Here is a 26,981-nt window from a genome sequence, read left to right on the forward strand (position 1 = left end):
GCCGCTCACCAAAATGGTGAGCGGCACCTCGTGCTTTTGTCATCTTCTGTCACCCGCGAGCGGGGGCGTCTGAAACCAGCTGGACGTATGGCTCTCAGCTGACGGTCTGGCCGAATTCCCACCTGCGGATCCAGGCGTGCATGGCGATTGCCGCCGCGGCTGCCGCGTTCATGGAGCGGGTTGAGCCGTACTGCTGGATCGACAGTACGGCTTCGCACGCTTTGTGCGCGCTGTCCGTCAGACCGATCGACTCCTGGCCGAACAGGAAAACGCAGTCGCGCGGAAGGTCGCAGCTTTCCAGCGGCGTGGAATCGGGGAAATTGTCAATGCCGATCAGCGGCAGACTTCGCTCAGCACACCACGCGGCCAGATCATCTGCACTGGGGTGGTGCAGAACGTGCTGGTAGCGGTCGGTGACCATGGCGCCTCGGCGGTTCCAGCGCTTTTTGCCGACAATGTGCACAGCAGCGGCATTGAAGGCATTTGCGGTGCGCACAACCGAGCCGATGTTGAGGTCGTGCTGCCAGTTCTCAATGGCCACGTGGAAGCCGTGGCGGCGCTGGTCGAGGTCGGCGATGATCGCCTCCATCGTCCAGTACCGATAGCCGTCGACGACATTGCGGCGGTCACCATCGCGCAGCAGTTCGGGATCGTAGCGCTCATCCCGGGGCCACTCGCCCTCCCACGGGCCAACCCCGTGGGAGGGCGCGGCAGCCCCCGCCGGTTCTGCAGACTCTGCTGGCATTGCAGAGTCTGCAGCGGGCGGGGTCGGCTCAGTCATCCTCGTTCACGGGCTCGCAGGCCTTCTTCTTGGGCTTCTTGGAGTCGGCCTTGTCACTCTCGCCCTTGGATGCCTTACCGCCAGCCTTTGCCGCACTGCTCTTGTCGACCTTGGCAGGCTTTTCTGCACCCTCAGCTTCGTCAGCTTCCTCGGCCTCGTCTGTGTCTGCAGGCTTCGCAGCTTCCTCACCCTTGGCGGCCTTGCCCTTCGGCTGGCTCTTGAGCTTTGCCTTTGCGACGGCGGGACGACCGGCGATGCCCGCGCCCGAAAGCACCGTCGAGGTGTAGCGCGACACTGCAAGCATGACGAGCACAAACGCGAGCACAGCTGCCGAAGCGGCGGACACGAGGCCATACCACCACGGGGCGGCGGTCAGCAGGTACAGCGCACCCGCACCGGTCGGTTCGGCAAACGGCAGCCACGCGGCCACTTGGGGCGCAGCGTCGGCCATGAACGGCAGCATCGGCAGAAACGCCATGACAACGATGACGACACCTGCGATAGCCGCAGCGATCCGGCGGCCGCGCTGTGTGGCGCCCATTGCGATGAGGGCGAAGAGCGCGATCATCGCAATCGAGTAGAACACGTAGCTGAGCACAAACCAGCCGAGCGCAGGCAGCGCCGCGTAGACCTCACCGGCCAGGCCGATGATGGACATGCCCAGCAGGCCGACGACTGCCGTGATGACCAGCAGAAGCAGAGCCAACTGCGTCAGACCCCATATGCGGCCCCACAGTGCTGCACGCGGCGGAATGGCGGAGACGATGATTTCGCTGGTGCGGGTGCGGCGCTCTTCGCGCACTCCCCGGTAGACCAGCGAGCCCAAGCTCAGCCCGGCCAGGAGAGTCAGTGCAGCCATGGTCCAGGCCACGACTTCACCGGTCGCGGGGTCAATGGGCCCGCCGTCGACGTAGGTGATTTCAGGCGTGTTGACGAGTTTGTCGAGAACCGCCTTCGGAATGCGGTTCTTGGCGATCAGCTGGTCGTTGCCCTGACCCGTGGGGTCCTGCAGGAGGAAGGCGTCGACCTTGCCGCTCTTGACGGCATCCTGGCCCTCTTCAATGCTCGTGACGATCGTGACGGTCATGCCCAGCTGCTGTTCGACCTGCGGAAGCTGCTGTTCGACCTGGGCCTTCTGCTCTTCAGGCACCATCATGGCGACGGTTTCGCCGCTGCCGGCTGATACGCCAGTCCGCGAAAAGCCGATGATGAGCGCTGCCAGCACACCGATCACAAGCACGAGCGCAGTCGCAGCGAACAGCGGGCTGCGCAGCGCCTGAGAGGTTTCGCGGTTGGCCACAAGGTAAGTGGCCTGCCCGCCGGTGAGGTCGCGGAACTCTGACACGAGCCCCGTCTTGGTTTCGTCACCCGTGTCCTCGCGCAGCTCATCGGGCACCTCGGCGAGCTTCCCCATGGGCTCGTCACCGAGGCTGTGCGGGTCGAGGGCCTGCCCTCCCCCGCTTAGGTCCGTGTACGAGGTGGTGCTGATGTTGTCGTGATCCTCACTGCGATCCTTGTTTGCCATCAGACGTCCTCCTTGAAGATCTCCCGCAGGCTGGCGGGCTGAGCGGCGGTTGTGGCTGCGCGGCCCTTTCGCAGCTGTTCGGCTGTTCCGTGGGCGATGACACTGCCATGGCCGAGCACCAGGATGTCGTCGGCGTACTGCTCGATGAGATCCCAGTCCTCAGACGTGACGATGATGGGCACACCGGCATCCGCGTGGTCGGACAGCAGACCGAAGACGAGCTTGGCAGATGCCATGTCGAGGCCCTCACCGATTTCGTCGATGACGACGACATCGGGGTCAGCGGCAAGCATCGCGGCGATGTGCACGCGAGCCTGCTCTGTGCCCGACAGCTGGGACAGTGGAACATAGGCGCGGTCGGACAGTTCGAGCCGCGCCAGCAGGGTGACGGCGTTGCGCTCAGCCGCGCCGAGCGTCATACCGTGCAGGCGGGCCATGTAGACGATCTGCTCCATGACTTTCATAGAGGGGAAGCCGCCGCGTTCGGCAGGCAGGTAGCCGAAGTTCTGGCGGTCGCCGCCGACGAGCTCGTTGTCTTCGAGCTTCACGGTGCCGCTTTCGGGTTCGATAACGCCCATGATGGCGCGAGCGAACTCGGTCTTGCCAGCGCCCTTGGGGCCCACAACACCGAGGATTCGACCCGGAACGGCTTTGACGGATACGTCGTCGAGCCACAGTCTGCGCTGCGACTTCACAGTGATGGACGACAGTTCGAGCACAGGGTGTCCTTTCCTTTGCGGACTTTCGCCGCGTGACTTCAGTCCAGACCGAGGTCCGCGGTGGTCAATGCTGTCAGATAGCGCAGGCCTTCTGCTTCGACGCGTTCGCGCGCCCCGGTGTTGCGGTCCATGACCACGACGACGGCGACGACCTCCGCACCGGCTTCGCGCAGGGCTTCCACAGCGGTGAGGACCGATCCGCCGGTTGTCGAGGTGTCTTCAACGGCAACGACGCGACGGCCGCGCACGTCCGGGCCCTCGACACGCTTGCCCATTCCGTGTTCTTTTGCCTGCTTGCGCACCACGAAAGTATCCAGCGGGGTGCCGCGGCGAACCGAGGCGTGCATGGTGGCGGTTCCCACCGGGTCGGCGCCCATTGTCAGCCCGCCGACGGCGTCGACCTCGCTCAGCAGGCCTTCGGCTTCGAGGACGTCAAGGACGATGTCGCCCACGAGTGGTGCGGACCGGTGATCGAGAGTCACCAACCGCAGGTCCAGATAGTAGTCGGCCTGCTTTCCCGAAGACAGGGTGAAGCTGCCGCGTTTGACTGCAAGTGAGTCGATGAGCCTCAGCAGCTCCTCGCGCGTCTGCGCGGGATCGTGCGAACGTGTGTCGGTCATGGCCGCCATTGTATTCGCGAGCCGGCTGAACGCAGAACGCCGCTACTGGTCACCGGCAGCTTCATCGGCATGAAGAACGAACGGGATCATCTCCGCAGGTGCGCCGTTTGCCCGTCTGAAATGGACCTGGTAGTCAACAACAACATCGCGAGCTTTATCCCCGCTTCACCCGGACACCTTGGCACCGGGTCTCCACCTGACGAGCCTCCGCCCGCGCTTTAGCAACAAAAACTCCCGCCAGCAGTGGTTGCTAAGGCGTGGATCTGTGGCTATCGGGAGTTTTCTTGCGGCTAACGGGTGGATCTCGGCTAACGCGTGAATCTGTTGCTACCGGGGTTTTTTGGGCAATCGGCTCACCCACCAAACGATCGAAGGCCCGGCTGTCAGCTGCCGGGCCTTCGGAGCACTCCCCTCGAGTACCTGGACGCATCCCCATACGTCCGTGAGATCTACTCGATCCCCACCGAGTAGACGTGATTCAGCTTACATAGATAAAAATTCTTTTGTCTGCATATTTTCACTATGCGGACAGCATTTTCGCGAAATATCGCCTATTGTCAGTCCGCACTGCTTCTGCACGAGCGAACATGCGCCTTCAGAGCACAGCACCCGTGACCGTGTCAGCGGCAGCCGTTAGGCTGGCCTCGTGCGAATTGTGAATTGGAATGTCAACTCGATCCGAGCCCGCGCCGAGCGCATCGGGGCTTTTCTTGACCGCTCAGACGTCGACGTCCTGGCCATTCAAGAACTCAAGTGCCGCGACAGCCAGTTTCCCGAAGACATCTTCTCCTCCCGCGGCTATGACGTCACCTACCACGGGCTCAATCAGTGGAACGGCGTTGCAATCGCCAGCCGCGTCGGCTTGGACAATGTCGAAAGCGGGTTTCGGGGAATGCCCGAATTCAACGATGCACTCGAAGCGCGCGCACTGTCAGCCGACACCGGCGGGGTGCGCGTCTATTCGCTCTACGTGCCCAACGGCCGAGAACTCGATCACCCTCACTACCACTACAAACTCGAATGGCTGAACCGCCTGCGCGATGTCGCAGCACAGCGGCTCGCCGCAGACCCCGACGACCGCTTTGTCATGGTCGGAGACTTCAATGTCGCACCACTGGACGAAGACGTCTGGGACATGGAGGCCTTTGCCGGCCTGACGCACGTGTCCGAACCCGAACGCGAAGCATTCCGCAATCTCGCCGACGCGGGCCTGAAGGAAACCACGCGCCAGTTCACTCCTGGCCCCGGCGTCTACACCTACTGGGACTACCAGCGTCTGCGCTTCCCCAAACGGGAGGGCATGCGCATTGACTTCCAACTGGCCTCACCCGCTCTGGCCGCAACCGCTGTCGACGCCCACATCGACCGTGAAGAGCGCAAGGGCAAAGGAGCATCTGACCACGCGCCCGTTTGGGTCGACTACCGCATCTGACAGGGAGTTCTCAATGCCAGCTCAGCCGCCGACGAACCCGCCGCCGGGCCCCTACGGGCCCAGGCCGCAGCCGCCGCACTACGGCAACATCCCCCAACAGCCCGCCTCCTTTCCCGCACCCCCACCACCGCCGCTGCCACCGCCCAAGAAGAGCAACACGGGGCTGATCATCGGGCTCGTCGGCGGCGGACTGGTCCTGGTGTTTGCTTTCCTCGGCATGGTGGGCCTTGGCATCTTCGGCTTCGTCGCCCTGAAATCAGAGCCCACCGCCGAACCGTCCCCGGGTGACTCATCCCCCACCAGCCGGCCCGCGCCGTTGCCGTACAGCTCCGACAAGCCCAACAGCCCGCCTCCCCCAAACGCCGATGTGAAGAGCAACCTGGGGCAGCTCAGAGCAGGCGACTGCATTGTCGACCTTTCCAACGGGACGGCCCCGACCACCGTCCCCTGCAGTGATCCGCACGTCCACCAGATCTACTCGGTGGGCCGCACGCCCAGCCAGTCGGGCACCTACCCCGGCCTTGAAACCCTCAAGCGCGACGGGAGCACCTACTGCAAAACCGCGCGCTTTGAACTCGACTCCGACCGCGCCAACGCGGACGGCCTCAAAGTGGTCTACTTCACCCCCAATGCCACCGCCTGGCAAGACCCCGAAAACCGGCGCATCATCTGCGCGGTCCAGCGCCCGGACGGCTCAGATATGACCGAGGACTACAGCCAGACCGCATAATCGGCTGGTGAACCACACAGCACTCAGGGGCGCGGAGTATTCTCCGCGCCCCTGAGTGCTTAAGCGGTGACTGTCAGTCGGCGTGCTCGACCGGAACAATCGACAGCCCGCCGGATTCGGCAGCGTCGACGCGCACGGTGTCGCCATCGCGCACTTCGCCTGCCAGAATCTCCTTGGCCAGGCCATCGCCGATCGTGCGCTGCACCAGACGGCGCAGCGGGCGAGCGCCGAATGCCGGATCGTAGCCTTCCTGCGCCAGGTAGTCAGCAGCTTCGGGCGTGATCTCCAGGGCAATGCGGCGTTCACTCAGACGCTGCTGCATTGCGTTGATCTGCAGATCGACGATCCGCGCCAGGTCTTCCCTGCTGAGGGCATCGAACATGACAACGTCATCCAAACGGTTGAGGAATTCCGGCTTGAACGCGGTGCGCACCACGTCCATGACCGAATCCTCTTTTGTCTTGGCATCGAGCGTCTGGTCGACCATGAACTGGCTTCCCAGGTTCGACGTCAAAATGAGCACCGTGTTGCGGAAGTCAACGGTTCGACCCTGACCGTCGGTCAGCCGACCGTCATCAAGCACCTGCAGCAGAATGTCGAAGACATCCGGGTGTGCCTTCTCCACCTCGTCCAACAGGACCACGGAGTACGGCCTGCGGCGAACAGCCTCGGTCAGCTGACCGCCCGTTTCGTATCCGACGTAGCCCGGAGGGGCGCCGACAAGCCGGGCCACCGAGTGCTTTTCGCCGTATTCGGACATGTCAATGCGGATCATGGCGCGCTCGTCGTCAAACAGGAAGTCGGCTAGGGACTTGGCCAGTTCCGTTTTGCCCACACCGGTCGGCCCCAGGAACAGGAACGAACCCGTGGGACGGTTGGGATCAGAAACCCCGGCGCGCGCACGGCGGATAGCATCCGACACGGTTTCAACGGCCTTCTTCTGGCCGATGAGCCGCTTGCCGATGTGCTCTTCCGCGTGCAGCAGCTTCTCCCGTTCGCCTTCCAGCAGACGACCGGCGGGAATGCCCGTCCACGACGATACGACTTCGGCGATGTCGTCGGCCGTGACCTGTTCGCCCACCATCTGCTTGGCCTGGGATCCGGCAGCCGATTCGGCTTCTTCTGCCGCGGCGATCTCCTTTTCGACCTGCGGGATTTCGCCGTACAGCAGGCGCGATGCCGTTTCGAGGTCCGTGTCGCGCCGCGCAATCTCCGCCTGGCTGCGCAGATCATCCAGCTTCTGCCGCAGTTCGCCCAGGCGGTTCAGACCTGCACGCTGTGATTCCCAGGCCGCGGTCAGACCGGACAGGTTTTCCTGCTTGTCTGCAAGGTCTTCGCGCAAAGCCGCCAGCCGCTCCTTCGAAGCCTCGTCGGTTTCAGCTGACAGCGCCATCTCCTCCATTTTGAGGCGATCGACATCGCGCTGCAGCTGGTCGATTTCGACAGGTGCCGAATCGATTTCCATGCGCAGACGGCTGGCGGCCTCATCTACGAGGTCGATGGCCTTGTCCGGCAGCTGCCTGTCGGTGATGTAGCGGTTCGACAGCGACGCGGCGGCAACCAGGGCGGAGTCTGCGATCGTCACCTTGTGGTGAGCTTCGTAGCGCTCCTTCAGCCCGCGCAGAATGGCAATCGAGTCCTCCACGCTCGGCTCTCCCACGAACACCTGCTGGAACCTGCGCTCCAAGGCGGGGTCCTTTTCGATGTTCTCGCGGTACTCGTCAAGCGTTGTCGCACCCACCAGCCGCAGTTCGCCGCGGGCCAGCATGGGCTTGAGCATATTGCCCGCATCCATTGCGGAATCGCCCGTGGCACCCGCACCGACGAGCGTGTGGATTTCGTCGATGAAGGTGACGATCTGACCTTCGGAGTTCTTGATCTCCTCAAGAACGGCCTTCATGCGCTCTTCGAACTCACCGCGGTACTTTGCGCCTGCCACCATGGCCGACAGGTCGAGGCTGACCAGCTGCTTGCCGCGCAGGCTTTCGGGAACATCGCCTGCGACCATGCGCTGCGCGAGACCTTCGACAACGGCGGTTTTGCCCACACCGGCTTCGCCGATGAGCACCGGGTTGTTCTTTGTGCGACGCGACAGCACCTGAACGACCCTGCGGATTTCGGAGTCGCGGCCGATGACGGGGTCGAGTTTTCCGTCGCGGGCCTGCTGGGTCAAGTCGATGCCGTACTTCTCCAGCGCTTGGAAGGTGTCTTCCGGGTTTTCACTGGTGACCTTGCGACCGCCGCGGACTTCCGGCAGGGCGGCAAGCAGCGCGTCGCGGGTAATGCCTTCGGCACTGAGCAGCTTGCCGGCTTCACCGGAATCGGCCGCGACACCCAAAAGGAGGTGTTCGGTTGAGACGTACTGGTCACCGAGTGCCTGCATTTCCTTTTCGGCGCTGCTGATGACCGACAGCCCGGCCCTTGAGAGCTGCGGTTGGCTGACGGACGATCCGCTGGCAGACGGCAGTCCGGCAACGACAGCCTGAGCACGGCTGCGAATATCCTGGGGACGTCCGCCCAGGTGAGTGATGAGGGCTCCGGCAATGCTGTCTTCGCCCTCAAGCAGAGCGGCGAGAAGGTGCGCAGGCTCAACCTGCGAGTTTCCACGCTGCGCTGCGTCCTTGATCGCGGTGGACAGAGCCTCCTGCGATCGTGAGGTGAATTTGGTGTCCATGGGGACACCTCCCTTCCTGCAAAACTATGTTCATACAGGTAACTTCAACAAGGTTGAGTCTATTCCGCTCAACCTAAGATTTCTGTCCTTGATTCTTTTCGCGCCGCACGGTCTTTGGCAGACTGAACACATGTCTGAAGAACTGGTGACGCTCGAATACGACGGCCCGATTGCGCTCATTACCCTCAACAGTCCCGGAAACCGCAACGCCATGTCCCGGAAGATGATGAACGAACTCATCGACTCCTTCCGCACAGTCGGCAAGAACACGGAAGTTCGGGCCATCGTCCTCGCGTCGACCGGCAAGGTTTTCTCCGCAGGCCATGACCTGCGCGAAGTCCAGGGAAGCGATCACGCAACCCAGCAGAACATCTTCGACACCTGCACCCTGCTCATGCGGATCATCCAGTCCATTCCGCAGCCGGTCATTGCAGAAGTGCAGGGCCTGGCAACCGCGGCGGGCTGTCAGCTGGTGGCCACCTGCGACCTCGCTGTGGCTTCTGAAAGCGCATCCTTTGCCACCCCCGGTGTGACCATCGGCCTGTTCTGTTCAACTCCGATGGTCGCGCTGTCGCGCGCGGTCAAACGCAAAACGGCCATGCGGATGCTCCTGACCGGAGAGCCGATGAAGGCAGAAGAGGCCTTCCAGCGCGGCCTTGTTTCACACACCGCACCCGCCTACGCCCTGCGCGAGCGCACACTCGAAGTGGCCCGCACCGTCGCCCAGTCCTCGTCGACCACGGTGTCGATCGGCAAGCGCGCCTTCTACGAGCAGATTTCCCTGAGCACAACCGAGGCCTACTCCCGCATGGGCCGGGTCATGGCCGACAACGCCGTGCTCACCGACGCACAGGAGGGCATTACGGCTTTTCTTCAAAAGCGCTCCCCCGAGTGGACCCACGGTCATTCCGAAGCCGAGGGCCTCGTCAGCAAGGACATTGACCGCGCCTAGCCGACACCGTCCACACGACACTGCTCGGGCAACACCGGCCGCATACCGGCCAAAGCGGTGCGAGCGCGCTAATCTGAGCCTATGACTGTTCTTGTCACCGGCGCTTCCGGATGCATTGGGCGCGCCGTCATCTCCGCACTGCGGGCAGCCGGCCACACCCCGGTGAGCGCAGGGACGTCTGCCCCTCATGACGATTCGGTCGAACACATCGAATGGGACATCCGCACACCCGCGGACAGCCGTGTGACCGGCCGTGACATCAGCGCCGTCGTCCACGCCGCCGGTGTCAGCGGCGGAGGCCTTTCGCAGCAGGACGCCCACGGCGTCAACGTCACGGGAACCCGCAATGTGCTCGACGCGTTCCCCAAAGCCCGCTTCATCTTCCTGTCCTGTGCCGATGTCTATGATCCCCGCCGCGGGCTCCGGGACATCTACGAAGAGCACGGACCTGCGGACCTTGCGTGCTTTACCACCGAGTACGAACGCTCGAAGGTCGAAGCCGAAAAGGTTGTCACCCGCCTGCGCCCGGACGCGCTCATCCTGCGCCCGGCACCCGTCTACGGTCCGGGCGACCGACGCAATTTCCCTTTTCTTCAGTCACTTGCCACTAAGAAGGGCGTTATCGAACTGCCCGGCGGAGGCCGCCAGAAAACAGCATTGGCCAGTGCTGAGAATGTCGCCGCAGCGGTTATCGCCGGTCTGCGGCACCCGGAAGCCTACGGGCCGATCAACGTGTCAGACCCCGAACCCTATGTTCTGCGCGATGCGATCAACACGTTCATGGCCCGCACCGGCCTTGGGCCCTACAACTTTGACGACCGGGCCGCCGACCTCGCGCTGACAACGGCCTGGCTGCGCGAGAAGACCGGCCGCAGGCCAAAGGACGGGCTCGACCGCTTTGCGGTGCGCCGGATTGCCCAGTCCCGCACTCTCAATCTGGGCCGCCTGCGCAGACTTCTGCACGTCGAACCCGTTCAGGGGCTCGCCCGCAGGGACAGCTGAGACTGCCCGGCACCTGCCCCTCCCCATCCGCGGCCGCCGTTTCTTCGCACCGTTTCTCGGCACCGCCTCCGACCGTCACAGGCGGCATTGACGCAGGTCACACCGCACGTCGTATCATGAAGCGCAAATGCTCATCGGGCGCTGCGGCCAGGGAAGGTCGGGCGCTCTTTTTCCGGAAGGACATCGTGGCTGAACTCAAAAAGTCGCTCGGCCTTTTCCAGCTTTTGGCATTCGGCGTGGCCGGCGTCATCGGAACCAGCTGGATCTACACCAACTCCAAGCTCATGGACTCCTACGGCTCCGGCGGCATGGTCTTCGGCCTGCTGCTCGGTGTTCTCCTGGCTTCCTTTGTCGCCCTGGCCTACTCAGAGCTGACGGCAGCTTTTCCCCGCGCCGGCGGTGAAGTGGTCTTCTCCTACACCACGATGGGCCGCGGTCCGGCGTTCTTCACCGGCTGGATGCTGCTGGGCGCCTATGTGTCGTCCCTGGCGTTCTATGTCACGGCCTTCGGCTTCCTGCTGAGCAATTTCGTGCCCGCCATGAAGACGATGCCGCTGTACACCATCAACGGTGAAACCGTGTACCTGCCGGTGCTGGCCGTCGGCGTCATCCTCACCCTGCTGATGTTTGCGCTCAACTGGTTCGGCATTGAGATCGGCGGGCGCGTGCAGATGTTCATGTTCGCAGCAATTGTGCTGATCGGCGCGGCCCTCATCGTCGTGGGCTTCGCAAGCGGCTCACCGTCGAACTTCTTCCCGGCCTATGCCGAGGGTGCGGCTCCGGTGTCTGCCACCCTGCGCTTCATCATCCCCGGTATGACCTTCCTGGCCGGTTTCGGCCTTGTCGCAGTCCTTGCCGAAGACGCGAAGATCTCACCGAAGCGCGTAGGCCGCGCCGTGGTCCTCACCGTCATCACCGCCGGTCTGTTCTACACCGCGGTGCTCGCCGCAACCGCGTGGGTCATGCCGTGGCAGGACGTCGCGAAGATGGACCTGGGCACCGTGTCAGCGTTCACCGAGGCGGGCTTCCCCGTTCTGGGCTCGGGCGCCTACGCGATTGCGTTCCTCGGCCTGCTCACCAGCTTCCTCGGCCTGTTCGTGGCAAGTTCGCGCATCATCGTCGCCATGGCCCGCGGTCAGCTGCTCCCGCCGAGCCTGGCCGCCATCAACCCCAAGAGGCAGACTCCCGGCCGCGCTCTCATCGTCACGACTGCCGTCACCCTTGCCCTGGGCTGGCTCGGTCCGGGTGCCGTTGTGTGGTTTCTCGACACCGGCGGCGTGTACCTGGGCGTTGTGTGGTTCATGGTGGTGCTCGCCAAGTACCTGCTGCCGCGGCGCTACCCGCAGGCGGTTCGCCGTTCCAAACTGTCGTTCCTGCCCGCAATCGGCGGACTGGGCGCCATCGGCGTCATCGTGTGGGCGCTGGCTCCCGGAACCTCGTCATCGCTGGTGTGGCCGGCGGAGTACATCATTCTGGGCGCTTGGATGCTGCTGGGCGCCGTCATGTACGCATTTGCGGCCAGCCGCCGCACGATCGGCTACGACGAGGGTCTGCACGAAATCCTCGGCGATTCCTACGCCAATCTCCACGTTGACGAAGCCAAAGCTCAAACAGCAGAAAAGGAACAGTGAGAGTGCTTTCGCCCACTGCACGCGAAGCCATTGTCGACACCATTCGCCGTGAAACCGCGCGCGTGCCGGAAACGGCGTTCGGAATCATCTCGGACGGCCAGCTGCACGAGGTCGACGGCCGGGACCGCATCTTCCGGGTCGCCTCGATCACGAAGTCGTTCACGGCGGCTGCCCTGACCGGTCTGGTCCGGGGGCTCGTTCCGGGCAAGCCGGTGCGAATGGACGATGCTGTCCTCGACTGGGTGCCCGAACTGGCCGATGCCGGGTGGGCTGAGGACGCTGTCATCGACGATCTGCTGCGGATGTCTTCGGGTCTGCCCACGGATGACCCGTGGGCAGACCGCCAGGAGTCGATGTCTGCCGAGGACTTCTCTGAACTTCTGGGCAAACCTGCGATTCGCGACTTCCCGGCCGGCACGGCCTACCGCTACTCGAATCTGGGCTACGCGGTTGCCGGCCTCGTGATCGAACGTGCCGCGCAGAAGCCGTTCGCACAGCTGATTGACGATGTTTTCCTCACACCCCTGGGCATGACGTCATCTGGTTTTGATGTCCGAAGGCTCGATGCCGACCGCCTGGTCACGGGATACCGGCGCAACCGGGACGGTGAATTCGAACCGCAGGCCGTTTCGCTGCCCGGAGCGTTCTCTGCCATCGGCGGGCTGGCTTCGACCGTGGATGATCTTTCGGTGTGGGTGCGCGCCCACATCGACGCCCTCAGCCCCGAAGGCGACGATGCGGCGTTCCGGGCTCTTGCCGCCGCCACGGGCGACGACACGCCACAGCGAGCACGGCTGTGGCGGCGAGTGCTGGCTGACCAGCAGCAGCCGGTGCGAGCCATGGAGATCACGCACGGAACATCTGCAACCGGGCCGGAGGGAAGCGAGCAGTTCGCGGTCAGCGGAGGCTACGGTCTGGGTCTGCGGTGCTATTTCGACACTCGCTACGGCAGCTTCGCCGGACACTCCGGGGGCTATCCCGGCTTCGGATTGCACATGCGGTGGCACGCGGCCAGCCGCACCGGGGTCATTCTCTTCACCGCGCTGACCGGCTACCCCACGGAAGCCGTCACCTCCAAAGCACTCGAAGCCGGGCTTGAAGTCCAGCGCGGCGAAGATCCCGACAACCGCGCATGGCCGCGCTCAGAAGCGCCGACTGCGACCCCCACCGGACCTGCTGCCGGACGAGTTGTCCCCGTTCGGTCCGTCGCTGAGTTCCTGCCCGACGAACGTGCTCTGGAACTGGCCCGCATCGCCGAAAACATGATCCGCACGGGTGACGACAGTGCGGCTGAGAGCGTCTTCTCCATGAACGTCGACCTCGACCAGCCGCGCCGAGAGCGCCTTGCAGCATGGGCCGCAGCCTGCGAACACACGGGAGACATCGAACAGGCGAGCATCAAGCCCCGGTTCACCGGCGCCTCGTCAGCTCAGTGGACCGTCACCGGAGCAGCCGGAAGCCGCACCGTGACCATGACGCTCAACCCCTACCAGCAGATCCAGGGGCTCAGCATCCGCCTGCACTGACCGCACTGACAATCGGCCCAAACCCGGTCCGAGCACGGCCCACCCCGGTCCGTGCGCACAGAACAGGGGCCGCGAGAAGATCCTGTGATCCTCCCGCGGCCCCTTGTGCCGCTGTGTGCAGCGTGAGTCTTATTTGGTGTTCGGCAGAATGAGGCCGTCCCACTTTTCGTTGATGAAGTCCGCCATGTCCTGTGAGGTCAGGATCTTGTGCAGCTTCTCGATGCGCTCGTCGTCCTTGAGCTCAGGGCGGGTGGCCAGCACGTTGTAGTACTTCGAGCCCTCTTCTTCAGACGCGATGATGGTGTCCTTCGTCAGCTTTGCCGGGATGGCATAGGACGAGGTGACGAATGCGGCATCGTCGTCTTCAAGGGTGCGGGGCAGGCTCGCGTTGTCGACTTCCTGGAACTTGAAGTTCTTCTTGTTCTCAGTGATGCCGTCGGGCTTGGTCGCGCCGTCCTCAATCTTGATGACGCCGGCGTCCTGCAGCAGTTCGAGAGCACGGCCTTCGTTCGTCGGGTCATTCGGGATCGACACGACAGCACCGTCGGGAAGTTCGTCAAGCGACTTGTGCTTCTTCGAGTGGAAAGCCGCGGCCGGCAGGTAGATTTCGCCGACCGATTCGAGATTGCCGCCGGCTTCCTTGTTGTAGGTGTCAAGGAAGTCCTGGTGCTGGAACAGGTTCGCGTCAATCGAACCGTCGGCCAGCGCCGGGTTGGGGGTGTTGTAGTCGTTGAACTCGACGAACTCGACCTTAATGCCTTCCTTTTCGGCGAGGTTCTCCGCCACGTAGGTCAGCATTTTACCGGCCGGGACGGCAAGCGCTCCGACCTTCAGCGGGGTGTCAAGCGATGCGTCTTCCGCATTCTGTGCACCGCCGCCGCAGGCCGACAGGGTGAGGCTGAGAGCAGCGACTGCGGCGATGATGCCGCGACGAGCCGATACCTTCATTGTTCTCCTTAGGTGGGTTTTTCTGTGTGTTTGTCTGCAGGCTGTCAGATCTGCCGGCTGAAGAAGCCACGGTGGCGGGGTTTGGCGCGCCCGTAGCGCTTGGCGACGAAGCTCAGGGCCGTCTGGATGATCTGCACCAGCACAAACAGGATGATGATGACGGCGATCATGTGGATCGGCGAGTACATCTGGTGCCCGTAGGAAATCGCGACCTGGCCTAGGCCGCCGCCTCCGACGGTGCCGACCATCGCCGAGAAGTTGATGATCGAAGTCAGTGTGGTTGCCGTGCCCAAGATGATCGACGGGGTTGCTTCGGGCATGATGACGCGGCGGATGGTCAGCCACCTGGACGCACCGAGGGATTCGGCGGCCTCCAGCAGGCCGGGATCGACTTCGCGCACTGCAATTTCAACCATGCGGGCGAAGAACGGGATCGCAACCAGCGTCAGCGGGACGGTCGCGGCCTCCGTGCCGATGAACGTGGGCCGGCCGGTGAGCACCTGCATGACAAAGCGCGTTGTGGGAATGAGCGCGATCATGAGCACGATGAACGGCACCGAGCGGCCGACGTTCACGACGAAGCCGAGCACCCAGTTGATGATCGCGCCGAGCCAGCGCTGGCCGAACGGCGCGGCGAGGAAGCCGTCCTTTTCCGTTGCGACGAGCACAATGCCCAACGGCAGCCCCACCAGGAGGGTGAAGAGCATCGCCACCGAACCCATGAACAGGGTTTCCTGGGTGCCTTTCCACAGAACTCGGAAAAGCTCCGGCCAGAAGGCGGGGTTGTTGATGTCGGTCATGCGGTACCTCCCTGCTGGCCTGCACGCCACGCTGTGAGTCCGCGCGCGTGGAAACTGTCGACGACCGCCTGGGCCTGCCGGGCGTCGCCGGGCACAGCCAGGCGGGTGCGTCCGACCTGCTTGCCGTCAACGGTTTCCAGCGCGGCGCCGAGAATTGAGACGTCGATGTCGAGTTCGCGGGCGAGTTTGACGACCGCACCGTCGGTGGCTTCGCTGCCGAAATAGGTGACGTCGACGATTTCGTGTCCGTCAATCGGCGCGTAGGTTCCGACGGGGAACAGTTCGTCGGCAATCCGGCTGCCGGGAGAGGTGATGAGCTCCGGTAAGGTTCCCGTTTCCTGCACCGCACCGTCTTCCATAAGAGCCGCGGAATCGCAGATGCGCTTGACGACGTCCATCTGGTGGGTGATGAGCAGGACGGTCAGGTCGAGTTCGACGCTGAGCTTTTTGATCAGATCGAGAATCGATCGGGTGGTTTCGGGGTCCAGTGCGCTTGTGGCTTCGTCGCTGAGCAGCACTTTGGGCTCTGCCGCCAGTGCGCGGGCGATGCCGACGCGCTGCCGCTGTCCGCCTGAAAGCTGGCGCGGGTGGTGGTCGGCCCTGTGTGACAGGCCGACGAGTTCGAGAACCTCGCCGACGCGCTGACGGCGCTTGGCTCGCGGCTGGCCGACCGCTTCGAGGGCGAAGTCGACGTTGTCTGCCACGGTGCGGTTGCCCACGAGGTTGAAGTGCTGGAATACCATCCCGATGTCGTGGCGTGCCTCTGACAGGCGACGGCCGCGCAGGGAGCTGATGGGGTGCTCGCCGACTGTCACGGTCCCCGTGTCTGGGCGTTCGAGCGCGTTGACGCAGCGCAGAAGCGTGGACTTTCCGGCGCCGGACTGGCCGACAACACCGAATATGCTGCCCTGCTCAACATGAAGCGAAACATCGCGCAGCGCGTGGACTGCGGATTCTCCGCTGCCGTAGGTGCGGCTGACACCGTCAATTGTGATCATGAAACCTCCGGCGACGATTGTGGACTACCGGATTCCGCTGCATGAAATCATGTGACGGTTTGAGACAGCGCTGTGGCGTGAATTACATTTTTGTTTCCGCTGATCAGCTGAGGTATGCGCGGATTTCCTCGACCCACGCTTCGGCCGCTTCGAAGCGCTCAGCCGTCATCCGCGGGTCTACCGGTTCGACCGATGTCTCCGCCGCCGGATAGGAGCCGAGGAACTGAACGCGCCGGGCCAGCCGGTGCACACCGGCGAGCGCCTGGGCAATCCGCGGTTCGGCCACGTGGCCGACAAGGTCGAGGGAGAACTGGTAGAGGCCCAGCCCGTCACCGGTCGGCCGCGATTCAATGCGGGCGAGGTTGACTCCGCGAGTGGAGAACTGTTCGAGCAGTTCGAGCAGCGATCCCGCCCGGTCGGATGCCAGTGCGGCGACGATCGTCGTCTTGTCCGCCCCTGTTGCCGGCGGCATCGCGGCGGGCTTGCGCACCAGCACAAAGCGGGTGACGGTGTCGTGGCGGTCGCCGATGTTCTCGGCGAGCACATTCAGCCCGTACCGCTGGGCGGCCAGTGCCGGACACACGGCGGCCTGGTAGTCGGCGTCACCGTCTGCTGTCGCCCGGGCAGCCGCAGCGGTGCTTGAAGCCGGCACATATGCGGCGCCGGGCAGGTGCTTGGCCGTCCATCCGCGAGTCTGCGCTTCCGCGTGGGGGTGGGTGCCGAAGGCCGTGATGTCGTTCAGCTGCGTTCCGGGCCGGGCTGCGAGCACAAAGCGGACATCCATGAGGGTTTCTGCCACGATCTGCAGCTCCCCGTGTCGGGTGAGGGCGTCGAGTGTGGCGGGCACGCCGCCCTCAACCGAGTTCTCCATGGGCACAACGGCCCCGGAGAGCTCACCGGCGGCTACTGCCGCAAGCACTTCGTCCACGCTGTTTGCGGGAATGCGCTGCGCGTTCGCAAAACCGCGTTGGGCGATTAGGCGCAACAGCGCAGCCTCCGTGAAGGTTGCGGCCGGGCCCAGGAAGCCGAAGCGCAGGGTGTCTGTCATCGGATGGTCAGCTGACGCGAAACAACTCCGGCGCGCGCACGGCGCTCGTCTGCGCTCAGCGGCTCGGTGTTCTTCAGCGCCTGGGCGAGAAGTTCGGCGAAGTCGCCCAGGACCGCATCGACGTCATCGGCTGTGACATCCGCGCCTACTTCCCACACCGGGATGACGATGCCCTGCGTGCGGAAGGTGCCCAGGTAACGGCCGATGCCGCCGAGGGTGTTCTTGCCGTCTGCGTGCAGGCGAGCCAGGGCGTCCATGACGGTGTCTTCGTCCTCGCCGATCGCCCAGCGGACATAGCGGCCGTCGCCCATTTCGGTCCAGTAGGCACCTTCGGCTTCGACGAGCTTGTCGGTGGGGCTGATGAGGTTGTTGGCCTGTTCGATTGCCGCCTGGGTGTCTTCGTCGTCATCAAGCGAACCGTCTTGCGGAATCCAGTAGTCGAAGGTTTCGTGCACGCGCACCTTGAACGGAGCGTCAAGATCGAGGATGTCCTGCAGGCGCGGCCCAGTTCCGGGGCTGCTGGTGGCTCCGACAAAACCGCCGGGCTCCATGTCCTTGACTTCCAGCAGGGCTGCGGCGAGATCGCGCGAAGGGTCGGGGCTGGACACTGGGACCTGGAGTCCGCCGAGGATCACGCCGTCGTGGCGCTTGTGTGCCTGCCAGGCGGACGGCAGCAGCGAGGCGATGAGGACTTCGTCCCCTCCGAACTCATCTTTGAGCTTCGCAGCAGCGGTTGCCGCCGGGACAAGCTCTTTGAGGCTGACGATGTCGACTTCGAACGGCAGACCCTCGTAGGGGCGGGGCACAAAAGCTGCGGCCTGAGCTTTCGCAAGGCGCTTGGCGATGACGTCTTTTGATGACTTCCTGGACTTCTTTCCCATGCCGCACAGTCTACGTGTGCGCAGGTCCCGCTTATACCACTGGGCGCTCAGAGCCCACGGACAGGCCCTGCCCGATTGGGCATGGGCCACGCCGTACGCTCTAGGCATGCTGTACCCCGGACTGCAGGCAGATAAGGTCGCCGCCCGACACCGCCGCTACGCGGAAGCGCTCATGGCGGCCAGCTTCACCTTCGAGCTGCTCACACCCGAACTCAGCGACGACGTCGAAGCGCTCATCACGGGTCTTGCGCCAACACCCAAGCCCGATTCGAAGACGCTCGTGCCGTTCCACGTGGGCGACCAGGACGCCGGCCTCGTAGCGCTCAACGAAGACGGCGAGATCGTTGCAGCACTCGTTGTCACAGCGGTTGACTTCAGCTCCGACGGCGAACAGAACCACACCGCCACGGCGCTTTTCATCCGCGGCCTGGCAACCGACCCGGACTTCCGGGGCAAAGGCCTGGGCACGGTTCTGCTGGGCATGGCCCCGCAGATTCTCAAACAGGCGGGGCTTCCGACCCGCTGTCGGCTCATTGCGCAGATCCCCCAGGAGCGCGCCACGTTCTTCCACCGCGCGGGCTTCCAGGTGTGGGAACCGGGAACCGAAACCCCGCAGGCAGTGGACGAAATGATGGGCAGCCTCCTGCCGAAGACCGCCCACGAACCCTGCCTGACCTTCCGCGAAGTCGCCTGAGCAGAGCCGCCCAACCGGCGCCTCGTGATTTTCAGCAGACCCACCCGCACAGCGGCAGGCGCGTTGGGCCGCCCACACGTTCAGAAACAGGTTGCAACCCTCCCCCAGGCTTGGGAGGGTGAAGTCATGGATATCGTCAAGGGCTTTCCGTACGGATCCCCGCCGCGCTTTCACTGAGCAGGCGGGCACAGCAGCACTCCGCCTGATCAGCCGACCACCATCACCAGATCAGACAAGGGAGTTCCCATGAATCACAATGTCATCCTCACCTGCGCCCTGACCGGAGCCGGCGACACCGCCGGCAAATCCGAACACGTTCCGGTCACCCCCGAAGAAATCGCCCAGTCCGGCATCGAAGCCGCCAGGGCCGGCGCATCTGTCATCCACATTCACGTACGCGACCCGCAGACCAAGCAGGGTTCGCGCGAAACCGAGTTCTACCGCGAAGTTCTGCGCCTGGTGCGCCAAGCCGACGATGTCGACCCCGTCATCAACATGACCGCCGGAATGGGCGGGGACGTGGTCCTCGACCCGCAGAACCCCACCCAGTTCGCTGACGGCACCGACCTGGTCAACCAGGCCACCCGGCTCACACACGTCGAAGAGCTCCGTCCGGAGATCGCAACGCTCGACTGCGGCACCCTGAACTTCGGCGAAGGCAGCCAGATCTACATCTCCACCCCGGACATGATGCGCGAAGGCGCTGCCCGCATCCGCGAACTCGGAGTGAAGCCTGAACTGGAGATCTTCGACACCGGCAACCTGTGGTTTGCCAATGTCATGTACGAAGAGGGCCTGCTGGATGACCCCGCCATGTACCAGCTGTGCATGGGCATCCCCTACGGAGCTCCGGTGTCGCGCAAACTGCTGGATGCACAGGTCGACCTGCTGCCGAAGAACTCGGTGTTCACCAGCTTTGCCATCGGCCGCAACCAGCTGCCGTGGGTCGCCCAGTCGGTTCTGGCCGGCGGCCACGTCCGCGTGGGACTCGAAGACAACCTCTACCTGTCCCGCGGAGTCAAGGCCACCAACGCCCAGCTCACCGACCGCGCAGTGACGATCATCGAATCGCTCGGCGCTTCCGTGGCAACCCCGAACGAGGCCCGCGAAATTCTCGGCCTCGAAAAGCGCTGAGGGGGCTGATTCTCAGATGACAATCGCACTGCGCCGAATTGACGACATCACCCAGGTAACGTGCGTCGGCGCCGGAACGATCGGCGGCGGCTGGGCCGCGTACTTCCTGTCCCGCGGACTGAGCGTCAAAGTGTGGGACCCTTCCCCGGACGCCCCGGAAAAGCTTGAGCGGCTGATCGACAACGCCTGGCCTGCCCTTGAAGCCCTCGGCCTGCAGCCGGGTGCGGACAAGGCCAACTGGTCTGTCCACACCGACCTTGCCGAAGCGCTGGCCGGTTCCGGCTTCGTCCAGGAGTCCGCACCGGAAGTCCTCGACATGAAGCAGGACCTGCTGGCCGATATTGCCCGCTTCTCGGATGCGGATGCCGTGATCAGCTCGTCCACATCGGGCTATTCGATGACGGACATGGCACAGAAGGCACAGGACAAATCTCGTCTGGTTGTGGGCCACCCCTTCAACCCGCCGTACCTCATTCCGCTGGTCGAGGTGGTCGGCGGCGAGGAAACCGCGCCGGAGGCTGTCGACTGGGCTGCCGAGTGGTTCGATGCGATCGGCAAGTCCGTCATCAAAATGGACCGCGAGGTTCCCGGCTTCATTGCCAACCGCCTGCAGGAGGCCCTGTGGCGCGAAGCTCTGCACATGGTCAACGAAGGCGAAGCCACCGTCGAGCAGATCGACCTGTCGATCACCGACGGCCCGGGCCTGCGCTGGCCGCTGCAGGGGCCGATGCTCACCTTCCACCTGGCAGGCGGTGAGGGCGGCATGGCCCACATGCTCGACCACTTCGGCCCGTCGCTGCTGAGCCCGTGGACCCGATTGACAGCACCCGAGCTTACAGACCGTCTGCGAGACATGGTGGTCGAAGGTTCGAACGAGGAAATCGACGCCCGCACGTTCAATGAACTCGTGCAGGCCCGCGACGCCTCGATCATTGCCGTGCGCCGGGCAATTCAGGACATCCGCGACACCTATCCGGGAGGGCGCGAACGAGGCGCCGCCGCGGCTGCCGCGGGTGCCGCGGGTGCCGCGCAGGCCCTGTTGGGCTCACCCAACGACACCCAGGAGGACGAATGACGGCGATCGCCCCGTACCGCACGGAGATCAAGCAGGAGTGGATCGACTACAACGGGCACCTGTCCGAGGCATACTACGTGCTCATCTGCGGTTTCGCCACGGACCAGCTCATGATCGACATCGGTCTTAACGAGGACTACCGGAAGACCACAGGATGTTCGCTCTACACGGTTGAGACTCACCTGCGATACCTGCAGGAGATCGGCCTGGGAGCACAGGTCGAGGTCCGCCCGCGGATCATCGGCGCCGCCGGCAAGAAGCTGCACATCGCCTATGAAATGCTGCACGGCGAGGACGTTCTATTCACGGAGGAGGTCATGTGCCTGCACGTGGATCAGAAGGCCGGCCGTGCCGTCGACTTCCCCACCGAAGTGCTTGAACGCCTGCAGCCGCTGATCGAAGAAGCACCCGCATGGTCGGGACGTTCGATCTCCATGTGATGAACCCACGGGCCTAATTTTGGCCTGATCTTCAGATTCGGCCTTTGGCCGACAGTTGCCGCCAGCAGCGCCCCCATCAGCTCAAACAGCTGATGGGGGCGTTTTTCTCGCGCATGCTTTTCAACATTCGCGTCGCCGTTGCACCACGATGGTGTTACCGTGATTCGCACCAAGGTAACCCGAACTTTTCGAAAGCAGGCGGATAATGGCGCACGACAACGGCACATCTCCGGCTGCTCGCTCGCGGGAAGCTGCTTCGCGGTCGCACACCGACCGCACGTTCAGCCGCCGGCAGCTCTTGGGCACCGGCGCCGCCCTGAGCTCAGCTGGCCTGCTGAGCGCCTGCGGAGTGAGCGCTACACCAGAATTCGACCTGTCGAAGCCCGTCAAGGGCGGCAGACTGCGGGTGGGACTGACCGGCGGGACATCGGCCGACACCGTGGATGCGCACGTGGCCGTCAACACCACCGACATCTGCCGCATGCACAACATGTATGAGGGCCTGCTCTCGCGCGGGCCTGATTACGAAGTCGAGTACCGGCTGGCAACCTCGGTCGAACCGAATGACGACGCCACGGTGTGGACCGCCAAGCTGCGCGAAGGCGTGAAGTTCTCCGACGGGCGGGAAATGACATCTGAAGACGTCATCGCCTCCTACGAGCGCATTCGCAACCCCGACGACCCCAAGACGAGCGCCGCTGTGTTGGCAACCCTGGACTTCATGAAGGCCAAGGGTCCCTACGAGGTCGAGTTCCACTTCAAAGAGCCCAACAGCATCTTCGACGACCCCATGTCGGGCTACACCACCACAATCGTGCCGAAGGACTACGACCCGGAGAACCCCGTGGGGACCGGCCCGTTCATGCTCAAGTCCTTTGAACCGGCGCTTTCAACCGTGCTGGAGCGAAATCCGCACTACTGGGACGGCACACCGCACCTGGATGAGATCGAGCTGCTGAACTTCAACGACACCGATGCCGTCATCAACGCGCTGCTGTCGAATCAGGTTGACTGCGTCGCGCAGATCCCCGTGTCGCTGGCCAAGGTGATCGAAGCCGATGAGCGGATGAGGCTCCTCAATTCCAAAACGGGCATGTGGCTGCCTTTCACCATGCGCGTGGACAAGAAGCCCTTTGACGATGAGCGCGTCCGCCAGGCTTTCCGCCTGGTAGTTGACCGCGAGCAGATGATCAACCAGGTGCTCTCCGGCTTCGGCCAGGTGGGCAACGACATGTTCGGCGTCTACGACCCCGACTACCCCAAACAGTTTCCGCAGCGCCGCCGCGATGTCGAAAAGGCCAAGCAGCTGTTGGCTGAGGCCGGCTATCCCGACGGGCTCACGGTTGAGCTCGTCACCGCCCCCATCCAGTCCGGGACCGTCGAAGCCGCTCAGGTCTTCGCTCAGCAGGCCCGCGACGCCGGCATCACCGTCAAGATTCGCCGCGTAGACACCACCACGTTCTTCGGCGACAACTACCTCAAATGGGATTTCGCTCAGTCGTTCTGGTACACCCGCAACTTCGCCCCGCAGGCCGACCAGTGCCTCATGGACAATTCCCCGTTCAACGAAACGAACTGGGCCAGCGATAAGACAGACGACATCATCAAGAGAATCCAGGCTGAAACCGACCCGGAGAAGCGCAGGAAGATCGTGCAGGAAGGTCAGAAGCAGCAGTACGAAGAAGGCGGATACATCATCTGGGGCTTCGCCAATCAGGTCGACGCCTACCAGAAGTACGTCGGCGGACTCACCGAAAGCGCAACCGGCATCCCCCTGTCGAGCTTCCGGTTCCGCGATGTCTGGATTGCGAAAGCGTAGGCGGAAACCATGGCAAAGCTCATTTTCAAACGACTGCTCATCAGCGTTTTCGTACTGTTGGCGATTTCCATCATCATCTTCGCAGCCACCCTCCTGCTGCCCGGCGACCCCGCGCGGGCCATCCTCGGCCAGCAGGCGACACCGGAAAGGCTTGCAGCGCTGCGCGAGCAGATGGACCTCGACAAACCGGCCATCGTCCGGTACTTCCTGTGGCTGGGCGGCCTGTTCACCGGCGACTTCGGAACCTCGGCCGCCACGGGAGGACCAGTCTCACAGCTGCTGGTCCCGCGGATTGGCAATTCGATCATCCTCATGGTGCTCGCCGCCGTCGTCTCCGTGCCGGTCGGCCTGTTCCTCGGCATTGTGTCGGCCATCCACCGTGGCCAGCGCCGCGATTCGGCCATCACGTGGGTCACACTTGTACTTGCGGCCATGCCGGAGTTCGTCGTCGGCGTCGGCCTCATCACGATCTTCGCAACAACTGTCTTCCCGATCCTGCCCGCAGTCACAATGTCCCCGCCCGGCACCCCGGTGTGGCACCTGCCGCTGCAGCTCATCCTGCCCACACTGACCCTGGCGCTCGTCGTCGCGCCCTATATTGCGCGCATGATGCGGGCGACAATGGCGGAAGTTCTCGACTCCGGCTACGTCGAAATGGCAAGGCTCAAAGGCGTGCCTGAACGCACTGTCATCCTGCGCCACGCCGTTCCACACGCCATTGGGCCGGTTGCCCAGGTCATCGCCATCCAGCTGGCCTGGCTGGCCGGCGGTGTCGTAGTCGTGGAGTTCCTCTTCCGCTACCCGGGCATCGGACAGGCTCTCATCGATGCGGTCACCTACCGCGACGTCCAAGTGGTCCAGGCCATCACGCTGCTCGTGGCAATTGTGTACATCGTGGTCAACCTGTTGGCTGACATCGTCGGCATCGTCACCAACCCGAAGCTGAGGAAGTGAACATGTCAGCTCCGCAGAACCTCACACCGACCGACGGCGCGCTCGAACACGCGGCACTGGGCGAATCGAACGCCGACGGCGACATCAAAGAGTCCCACAGCCGCCCCCCGCACGTCCTCAAGCGCATCTGGGCCCAGCGAGAGGGCAAGATCGGCGTGATCATCAGCGCCGCCGTCATCGCCCTGGCACTCTTGGGCCCCCTGTTGGCAGCGCCCATCACGGGTGTCACACCCTATGAGTTCATCGGCCAGCCCTTCTCTGACCACGGCCTGTTCGGCACCGACAATCTCGGACGCTCCGTGGGCTCGCGCTTCCTGGCCGGCGGTCTGCTGCTGCTCATCTATTCGGTGCTGGCCACCGCACTCGGCCTGGCCGTCGGCGCGGTCTTCGGGATGCTCGCCGCCTACACCGGCGGCACTGTGGATTCGCTCATCATGCGCATCAACGATGTGTTCCTCGCCGTTCCGCAGCTGGTGTTCGCGCTGCTTGCCATCACAATTGCCGGCCCGCGCGGATGGGTGCTCGTGCTCATCATCGGTCTGACCCACGCTCCCCGCATTGCCCGCGTTGCCCGCTCGGCGACCCTGAGCGTCATCAGCGAGGACTACATCCGGGCAGCCGAAATGTACGCGGTTCCGCGCTGGAAGATCATCGCCCGCGAAATCCTGCCGAACATCACCGGCCCCATGGCTGTCGAAGCTGGCCTGCGTCTGACGTATTCGATCGGCGCGATCGCCTCGCTGTCCTTCCTGGGGCTGGGCATGCAGCCCCCGCAGGCCGACTGGGGCCTGATGATCAACGAAAACCGAATCGCCCTGACAGTCCAGCCGTGGGGCGTTCTGCTGTCGGTGATCGCCATTGCGGTTCTGACGATCGGCACCAACCTGCTGGCGGACGCAATTGCGCGTGCCACCGCCTCGACGAATGTGGAGCAGTGATGACGACACACCCCAATGTCCTCGAAATGCGCGGACTGCGCGTCGAAGCCGTCGGCGGCAGCGAAATCCTCCACGGCATCGACCTGACGGTCCGCCGAGGTGAAATGCTCGGGCTCGTGGGAGAGTCCGGCTCGGGCAAGACCACAGCAGGCCTTGCCGCCATGGGCCACTTCCGCGCCGGGCTCGTGCAGACCGGCGGAACTTCGACGATCTACCCCAACCCACCGCGCGAGGGCCGGGAGAAGATCGTCGTGGAAGAGCTCACCGATGACGAAACCCGGTTTCTGCGCGGCGAGCGGATCGCCTACATTCCGCAGGACCCCGCGCTCTCACTCAATCCCGCCATCCGCGTGGGCGAACAGATCCGGGAAGTCCTCGACATCCACGGCTACGGCGATTCTGAGAAAGATCGGGCCGACCGTGTTGCCGAAGTCCTCGAAGACGTTGGGCTGCCATCGGACAGGGATTACCAGAAGCGCTGGCCGCACCAGCTGTCCGGCGGTCAGCAGCAGCGCATCGGCATTGCAATGGCGTTCGCCTTGTTCCCCGATGTCCTCATCCTCGACGAACCGACCACCGGGCTGGATGTGTCCACACAGGCGCACGTGCTCGACACCATCCAGCAGATGACCAAGCGGCACGGGGTTGCCGGAATCTACATCACCCACGACCTCGCCGTGGTCGCCGACGTGACAGACCGCGTGGCCGTCATGCTGCGCGGCGACATCGTCGAAGAGGGACCCGTCTCACAGGTGCTGCGCGACCCCCAGCATCCGTACACTCAGCGGCTGCTGGCTTCGGTGCCGGACCTGGCGGGCCGAAAGACCATCGGCGGAACCGAGGCGAGCACCGCCAGCGGCGGCATCCCCACCACCGCGGAGACCCCGTCCACGCCCGCCCCGGTGCTCGAAGTCCGGGATCTGAAGCTCGCATACGGTTCGAACACCGTGCTGCGCGGCATCGACATGCGACTCGAACCGGGCCGCTGCACCATGCTCCTGGGCGAATCGGGCTCCGGCAAAACCACGCTGTCGCGTTCAATTGCGGGTCTTATCGACCACTACACGGGCTCGGTGAGCCTGGACGGTGAGGTCCTGCCGAACAGCACGCGCAAGCGATCGGTCAAACAGCTCCAGGGTCTGCAGTACGTGTTCCAGTCCCCGTACTCGTCTCTCAATCCGCGGCGCACAATCGGCGAGTCTCTGACGGTTCCGCTGGAGATGAACCGCGACCTCTCACCGGCGCAGCGCCGCGGCTACGTGGAAGAAGCCCTTGATGCAGTGCGTTTAGGCCGGTCGTTCTACGATCGCCGTCCCGGCGACCTCTCCGGCGGCGAGCGCCAGCGCGCGGCAATTGCCCGCGCCCTCGTCAACGCGCCGAACGTGCTGGTGTGCGACGAAGTGACAAGCGCCCTCGATGTGTCGGTGCAGGCTTCGATCATCGGCCTGCTGCGCAGACTGAAGGTCGAACGGGGCCTGGCGATGCTGTTCGTGACCCACAACATCACGCTCGCCCGTCACATCGCCGATGACATTGCTGTGCTCAACAAGGGTGAGATCGTCGACTTCGGTCCTGTCGACGAGGTGTTCCGCTCACCTTCGCACGCCTACACAAAAGCCCTCCTGGAGGATGTCCCCACTCTCTGAGGGCAGCGACCGAA

At 63.8% G+C, this 26,981-nt stretch carries 24 protein-coding genes; 14 read left to right on the forward strand and 10 right to left on the reverse strand.

The window, feature by feature from the left end; genetic code table 11:
* Nucleotides 1–94: 94 nt before the first annotated feature.
* The 4 genes from HMPREF2757_RS08250 to pyrE are packed head-to-tail and all read right to left on the reverse strand — an operon-like array spanning nt 95 to nt 3,654.
* A complete protein-coding gene (locus HMPREF2757_RS08250; RefSeq protein WP_370919391.1) occupies nt 95–781 on the reverse strand; it encodes a TrmH family RNA methyltransferase in 687 nt (228 codons plus the stop codon).
* Nucleotides 774–2,306, reverse strand: a complete 1,533-nt coding sequence (locus tag HMPREF2757_RS08255) for an ABC transporter permease family protein (protein WP_070575166.1) — start codon at nt 2,304–2,306, stop codon at nt 774–776. Before HMPREF2757_RS08255 ends, HMPREF2757_RS08250 begins: the two co-directional genes overlap by 8 nt.
* Nucleotides 2,306–3,025 (reverse strand): ABC transporter ATP-binding protein, encoded by a 720-nt coding sequence (locus HMPREF2757_RS08260; RefSeq protein ID WP_070575169.1) that lies wholly within the window; start codon nt 3,023–3,025, stop codon nt 2,306–2,308. The genes HMPREF2757_RS08255 and HMPREF2757_RS08260 overlap by 1 nt, the downstream gene beginning before the upstream one ends.
* 38 nt (nt 3,026–3,063) lie before the next feature.
* Nucleotides 3,064–3,654: an orotate phosphoribosyltransferase gene (gene pyrE, locus HMPREF2757_RS08265; RefSeq protein WP_083304189.1), complete on the reverse strand. Its 591-nt coding sequence runs from the start codon at nt 3,652–3,654 to the stop codon at nt 3,064–3,066.
* A gap of 637 nt (nt 3,655–4,291) precedes the next feature.
* Between pyrE and HMPREF2757_RS08270 the strand changes: the two genes are divergently transcribed.
* Nucleotides 4,292–5,077, forward strand: coding sequence for an exodeoxyribonuclease III (locus HMPREF2757_RS08270; RefSeq protein ID WP_070575174.1), 786 nt, complete (start codon nt 4,292–4,294; stop codon nt 5,075–5,077).
* Nucleotides 5,078–5,090: 13 nt separating this feature from the next.
* Nucleotides 5,091–5,807, forward strand: coding sequence for a hypothetical protein (locus HMPREF2757_RS08275; protein ID WP_070575177.1), 717 nt, complete (start codon nt 5,091–5,093; stop codon nt 5,805–5,807).
* A 73-nt stretch (nt 5,808–5,880) separates the two neighbouring features.
* Here HMPREF2757_RS08275 and clpB read toward each other — a convergent pair whose 3' ends face one another.
* Complete coding sequence (gene clpB / locus HMPREF2757_RS08280; RefSeq protein WP_070575179.1) at nt 5,881–8,481, reverse strand: ATP-dependent chaperone ClpB; 2,601 nt, start codon at nt 8,479–8,481, stop codon at nt 5,881–5,883.
* A 130-nt stretch (nt 8,482–8,611) separates the two neighbouring features.
* On the opposite strand from clpB, the gene HMPREF2757_RS08285 reads away from it, so the two are divergent.
* The 4 genes from HMPREF2757_RS08285 to HMPREF2757_RS08300 all read left to right on the forward strand — a co-directional run bounded on the left by HMPREF2757_RS08285 (nt 8,612) and on the right by HMPREF2757_RS08300 (nt 13,592).
* The gene (locus tag HMPREF2757_RS08285; protein ID WP_070575183.1) at nt 8,612–9,433 is read left to right on the forward strand and encodes an enoyl-CoA hydratase; all 822 of its coding nucleotides are present in this window, start codon (nt 8,612–8,614) and stop codon (nt 9,431–9,433) included.
* A gap of 81 nt (nt 9,434–9,514) precedes the next feature.
* Complete coding sequence (locus tag HMPREF2757_RS08290; protein WP_070575186.1) at nt 9,515–10,435, forward strand: NAD-dependent epimerase/dehydratase family protein; 921 nt, start codon at nt 9,515–9,517, stop codon at nt 10,433–10,435.
* 185 nt (nt 10,436–10,620) lie between these two features.
* Nucleotides 10,621–12,066: an APC family permease gene (locus HMPREF2757_RS08295; protein ID WP_070575188.1), complete on the forward strand. Its 1,446-nt coding sequence runs from the start codon at nt 10,621–10,623 to the stop codon at nt 12,064–12,066.
* A gap of 2 nt (nt 12,067–12,068) precedes the next feature.
* Nucleotides 12,069–13,592, forward strand: coding sequence for a serine hydrolase domain-containing protein (locus tag HMPREF2757_RS08300; RefSeq protein ID WP_070575191.1), 1,524 nt, complete (start codon nt 12,069–12,071; stop codon nt 13,590–13,592).
* 129 nt (nt 13,593–13,721) lie between these two features.
* Here the strand turns inward: HMPREF2757_RS08300 and HMPREF2757_RS08305 are convergent, their stop codons facing one another.
* The 5 genes from HMPREF2757_RS08305 to HMPREF2757_RS08325 form a co-directional block, all read right to left on the reverse strand.
* A complete protein-coding gene (locus tag HMPREF2757_RS08305) occupies nt 13,722–14,540 on the reverse strand; it encodes a MetQ/NlpA family ABC transporter substrate-binding protein (RefSeq protein ID WP_070575194.1) in 819 nt (272 codons plus the stop codon).
* 44 nt (nt 14,541–14,584) lie between these two features.
* A complete protein-coding gene (locus HMPREF2757_RS08310) occupies nt 14,585–15,340 on the reverse strand; it encodes a methionine ABC transporter permease (protein ID WP_070575197.1) in 756 nt (251 codons plus the stop codon).
* Complete coding sequence (locus HMPREF2757_RS08315) at nt 15,337–16,338, reverse strand: methionine ABC transporter ATP-binding protein (RefSeq protein ID WP_070575200.1); 1,002 nt, start codon at nt 16,336–16,338, stop codon at nt 15,337–15,339. Before HMPREF2757_RS08315 ends, HMPREF2757_RS08310 begins: the two co-directional genes overlap by 4 nt.
* 103 nt (nt 16,339–16,441) lie before the next feature.
* Nucleotides 16,442–17,386: a prephenate dehydratase gene (gene pheA / locus HMPREF2757_RS08320; protein ID WP_070575203.1), complete on the reverse strand. Its 945-nt coding sequence runs from the start codon at nt 17,384–17,386 to the stop codon at nt 16,442–16,444.
* Nucleotides 17,383–18,267 carry a DUF5926 family protein gene (locus tag HMPREF2757_RS08325; RefSeq protein WP_070575206.1) on the reverse strand — a complete coding sequence of 295 codons (885 nt, stop codon included), beginning with the start codon at nt 18,265–18,267 and terminating at the stop codon, nt 17,383–17,385. The genes pheA and HMPREF2757_RS08325 overlap by 4 nt, the downstream gene beginning before the upstream one ends.
* 106 nt (nt 18,268–18,373) lie before the next feature.
* On the opposite strand from HMPREF2757_RS08325, the gene HMPREF2757_RS08330 reads away from it, so the two are divergent.
* The 8 genes from HMPREF2757_RS08330 (at nt 18,374) to HMPREF2757_RS08365 (ending at nt 26,967) form a co-directional block, all read left to right on the forward strand.
* Nucleotides 18,374–18,961, forward strand: coding sequence for a GNAT family N-acetyltransferase (locus tag HMPREF2757_RS08330; protein WP_070575209.1), 588 nt, complete (start codon nt 18,374–18,376; stop codon nt 18,959–18,961).
* Nucleotides 18,962–19,207: 246 nt separating this feature from the next.
* Nucleotides 19,208–20,095 (forward strand): beta-keto acid cleavage family enzyme, encoded by an 888-nt coding sequence (locus HMPREF2757_RS08335; protein WP_070575213.1) that lies wholly within the window; start codon nt 19,208–19,210, stop codon nt 20,093–20,095.
* A 16-nt stretch (nt 20,096–20,111) separates the two neighbouring features.
* Entirely contained in the window at nt 20,112–21,170 is a 1,059-nt protein-coding gene (locus HMPREF2757_RS08340; RefSeq protein WP_083304191.1) for a 3-hydroxyacyl-CoA dehydrogenase NAD-binding domain-containing protein, read from the forward strand.
* Nucleotides 21,167–21,610 (forward strand): thioesterase family protein, encoded by a 444-nt coding sequence (locus HMPREF2757_RS08345; protein ID WP_070575217.1) that lies wholly within the window; start codon nt 21,167–21,169, stop codon nt 21,608–21,610. Before HMPREF2757_RS08340 ends, HMPREF2757_RS08345 begins: the two co-directional genes overlap by 4 nt.
* Nucleotides 21,611–21,815: 205 nt before the next feature.
* On the forward strand, nt 21,816–23,429 hold the full coding sequence (locus tag HMPREF2757_RS08350) for an ABC transporter substrate-binding protein (protein ID WP_083304192.1): 1,614 nt from the start codon (nt 21,816–21,818) through the stop codon (nt 23,427–23,429).
* A 9-nt stretch (nt 23,430–23,438) separates the two neighbouring features.
* The gene (locus HMPREF2757_RS08355; protein ID WP_070575220.1) at nt 23,439–24,383 is read left to right on the forward strand and encodes an ABC transporter permease; all 945 of its coding nucleotides are present in this window, start codon (nt 23,439–23,441) and stop codon (nt 24,381–24,383) included.
* Between the two features lie 2 nt (nt 24,384–24,385).
* On the forward strand, nt 24,386–25,321 hold the full coding sequence (locus HMPREF2757_RS08360) for an ABC transporter permease (RefSeq protein WP_226829312.1): 936 nt from the start codon (nt 24,386–24,388) through the stop codon (nt 25,319–25,321).
* On the forward strand, nt 25,321–26,967 hold the full coding sequence (locus tag HMPREF2757_RS08365) for an ABC transporter ATP-binding protein (RefSeq protein ID WP_070575223.1): 1,647 nt from the start codon (nt 25,321–25,323) through the stop codon (nt 26,965–26,967). Before HMPREF2757_RS08360 ends, HMPREF2757_RS08365 begins: the two co-directional genes overlap by 1 nt.
* Nucleotides 26,968–26,981 lie beyond the last annotated feature (14 nt).

Source organism: Brevibacterium sp. HMSC063G07, assembly GCF_001810665.1.
Classification (GTDB): domain Bacteria; phylum Actinomycetota; class Actinomycetes; order Actinomycetales; family Brevibacteriaceae; genus Brevibacterium.

Bases quoted from the DNA above. Each gene is read 5' to 3' on its own strand.
- HMPREF2757_RS08365 (WP_070575223.1), top strand. From the start codon at position 25,321: ATGACGACACACCCCAATGTCCTCGAAATGCGCGGACTGCGCGTCGAA.
- HMPREF2757_RS08275 (WP_070575177.1), top strand. From the start codon at position 5,091: ATGCCAGCTCAGCCGCCGACGAACCCGCCGCCGGGCCCCTACGGGCCC.
- HMPREF2757_RS08340 (WP_083304191.1), top strand. From the start codon at position 20,112: ATGACAATCGCACTGCGCCGAATTGACGACATCACCCAGGTAACGTGC.
- HMPREF2757_RS08305 (WP_070575194.1), bottom strand. From the start codon at position 14,540: ATGAAGGTATCGGCTCGTCGCGGCATCATCGCCGCAGTCGCTGCTCTC.
- pheA (WP_070575203.1), bottom strand. From the start codon at position 17,386: ATGACAGACACCCTGCGCTTCGGCTTCCTGGGCCCGGCCGCAACCTTC.
- HMPREF2757_RS08345 (WP_070575217.1), top strand. From the start codon at position 21,167: ATGACGGCGATCGCCCCGTACCGCACGGAGATCAAGCAGGAGTGGATC.
- HMPREF2757_RS08325 (WP_070575206.1), bottom strand. From the start codon at position 18,267: ATGGGAAAGAAGTCCAGGAAGTCATCAAAAGACGTCATCGCCAAGCGC.
- clpB (WP_070575179.1), bottom strand. From the start codon at position 8,481: ATGGACACCAAATTCACCTCACGATCGCAGGAGGCTCTGTCCACCGCG.
- HMPREF2757_RS08350 (WP_083304192.1), top strand. From the start codon at position 21,816: ATGGCGCACGACAACGGCACATCTCCGGCTGCTCGCTCGCGGGAAGCT.
- HMPREF2757_RS08330 (WP_070575209.1), top strand. From the start codon at position 18,374: ATGCTGTACCCCGGACTGCAGGCAGATAAGGTCGCCGCCCGACACCGC.
- pyrE (WP_083304189.1), bottom strand. From the start codon at position 3,654: ATGGCGGCCATGACCGACACACGTTCGCACGATCCCGCGCAGACGCGC.
- HMPREF2757_RS08250 (WP_370919391.1), bottom strand. From the start codon at position 781: ATGACTGAGCCGACCCCGCCCGCTGCAGACTCTGCAATGCCAGCAGAG.
- HMPREF2757_RS08255 (WP_070575166.1), bottom strand. From the start codon at position 2,306: ATGGCAAACAAGGATCGCAGTGAGGATCACGACAACATCAGCACCACC.
- HMPREF2757_RS08315 (WP_070575200.1), bottom strand. From the start codon at position 16,338: ATGATCACAATTGACGGTGTCAGCCGCACCTACGGCAGCGGAGAATCC.
- HMPREF2757_RS08285 (WP_070575183.1), top strand. From the start codon at position 8,612: ATGTCTGAAGAACTGGTGACGCTCGAATACGACGGCCCGATTGCGCTC.
- HMPREF2757_RS08310 (WP_070575197.1), bottom strand. From the start codon at position 15,340: ATGACCGACATCAACAACCCCGCCTTCTGGCCGGAGCTTTTCCGAGTT.
- HMPREF2757_RS08355 (WP_070575220.1), top strand. From the start codon at position 23,439: ATGGCAAAGCTCATTTTCAAACGACTGCTCATCAGCGTTTTCGTACTG.
- HMPREF2757_RS08335 (WP_070575213.1), top strand. From the start codon at position 19,208: ATGAATCACAATGTCATCCTCACCTGCGCCCTGACCGGAGCCGGCGAC.
- HMPREF2757_RS08360 (WP_226829312.1), top strand. From the start codon at position 24,386: ATGTCAGCTCCGCAGAACCTCACACCGACCGACGGCGCGCTCGAACAC.
- HMPREF2757_RS08290 (WP_070575186.1), top strand. From the start codon at position 9,515: ATGACTGTTCTTGTCACCGGCGCTTCCGGATGCATTGGGCGCGCCGTC.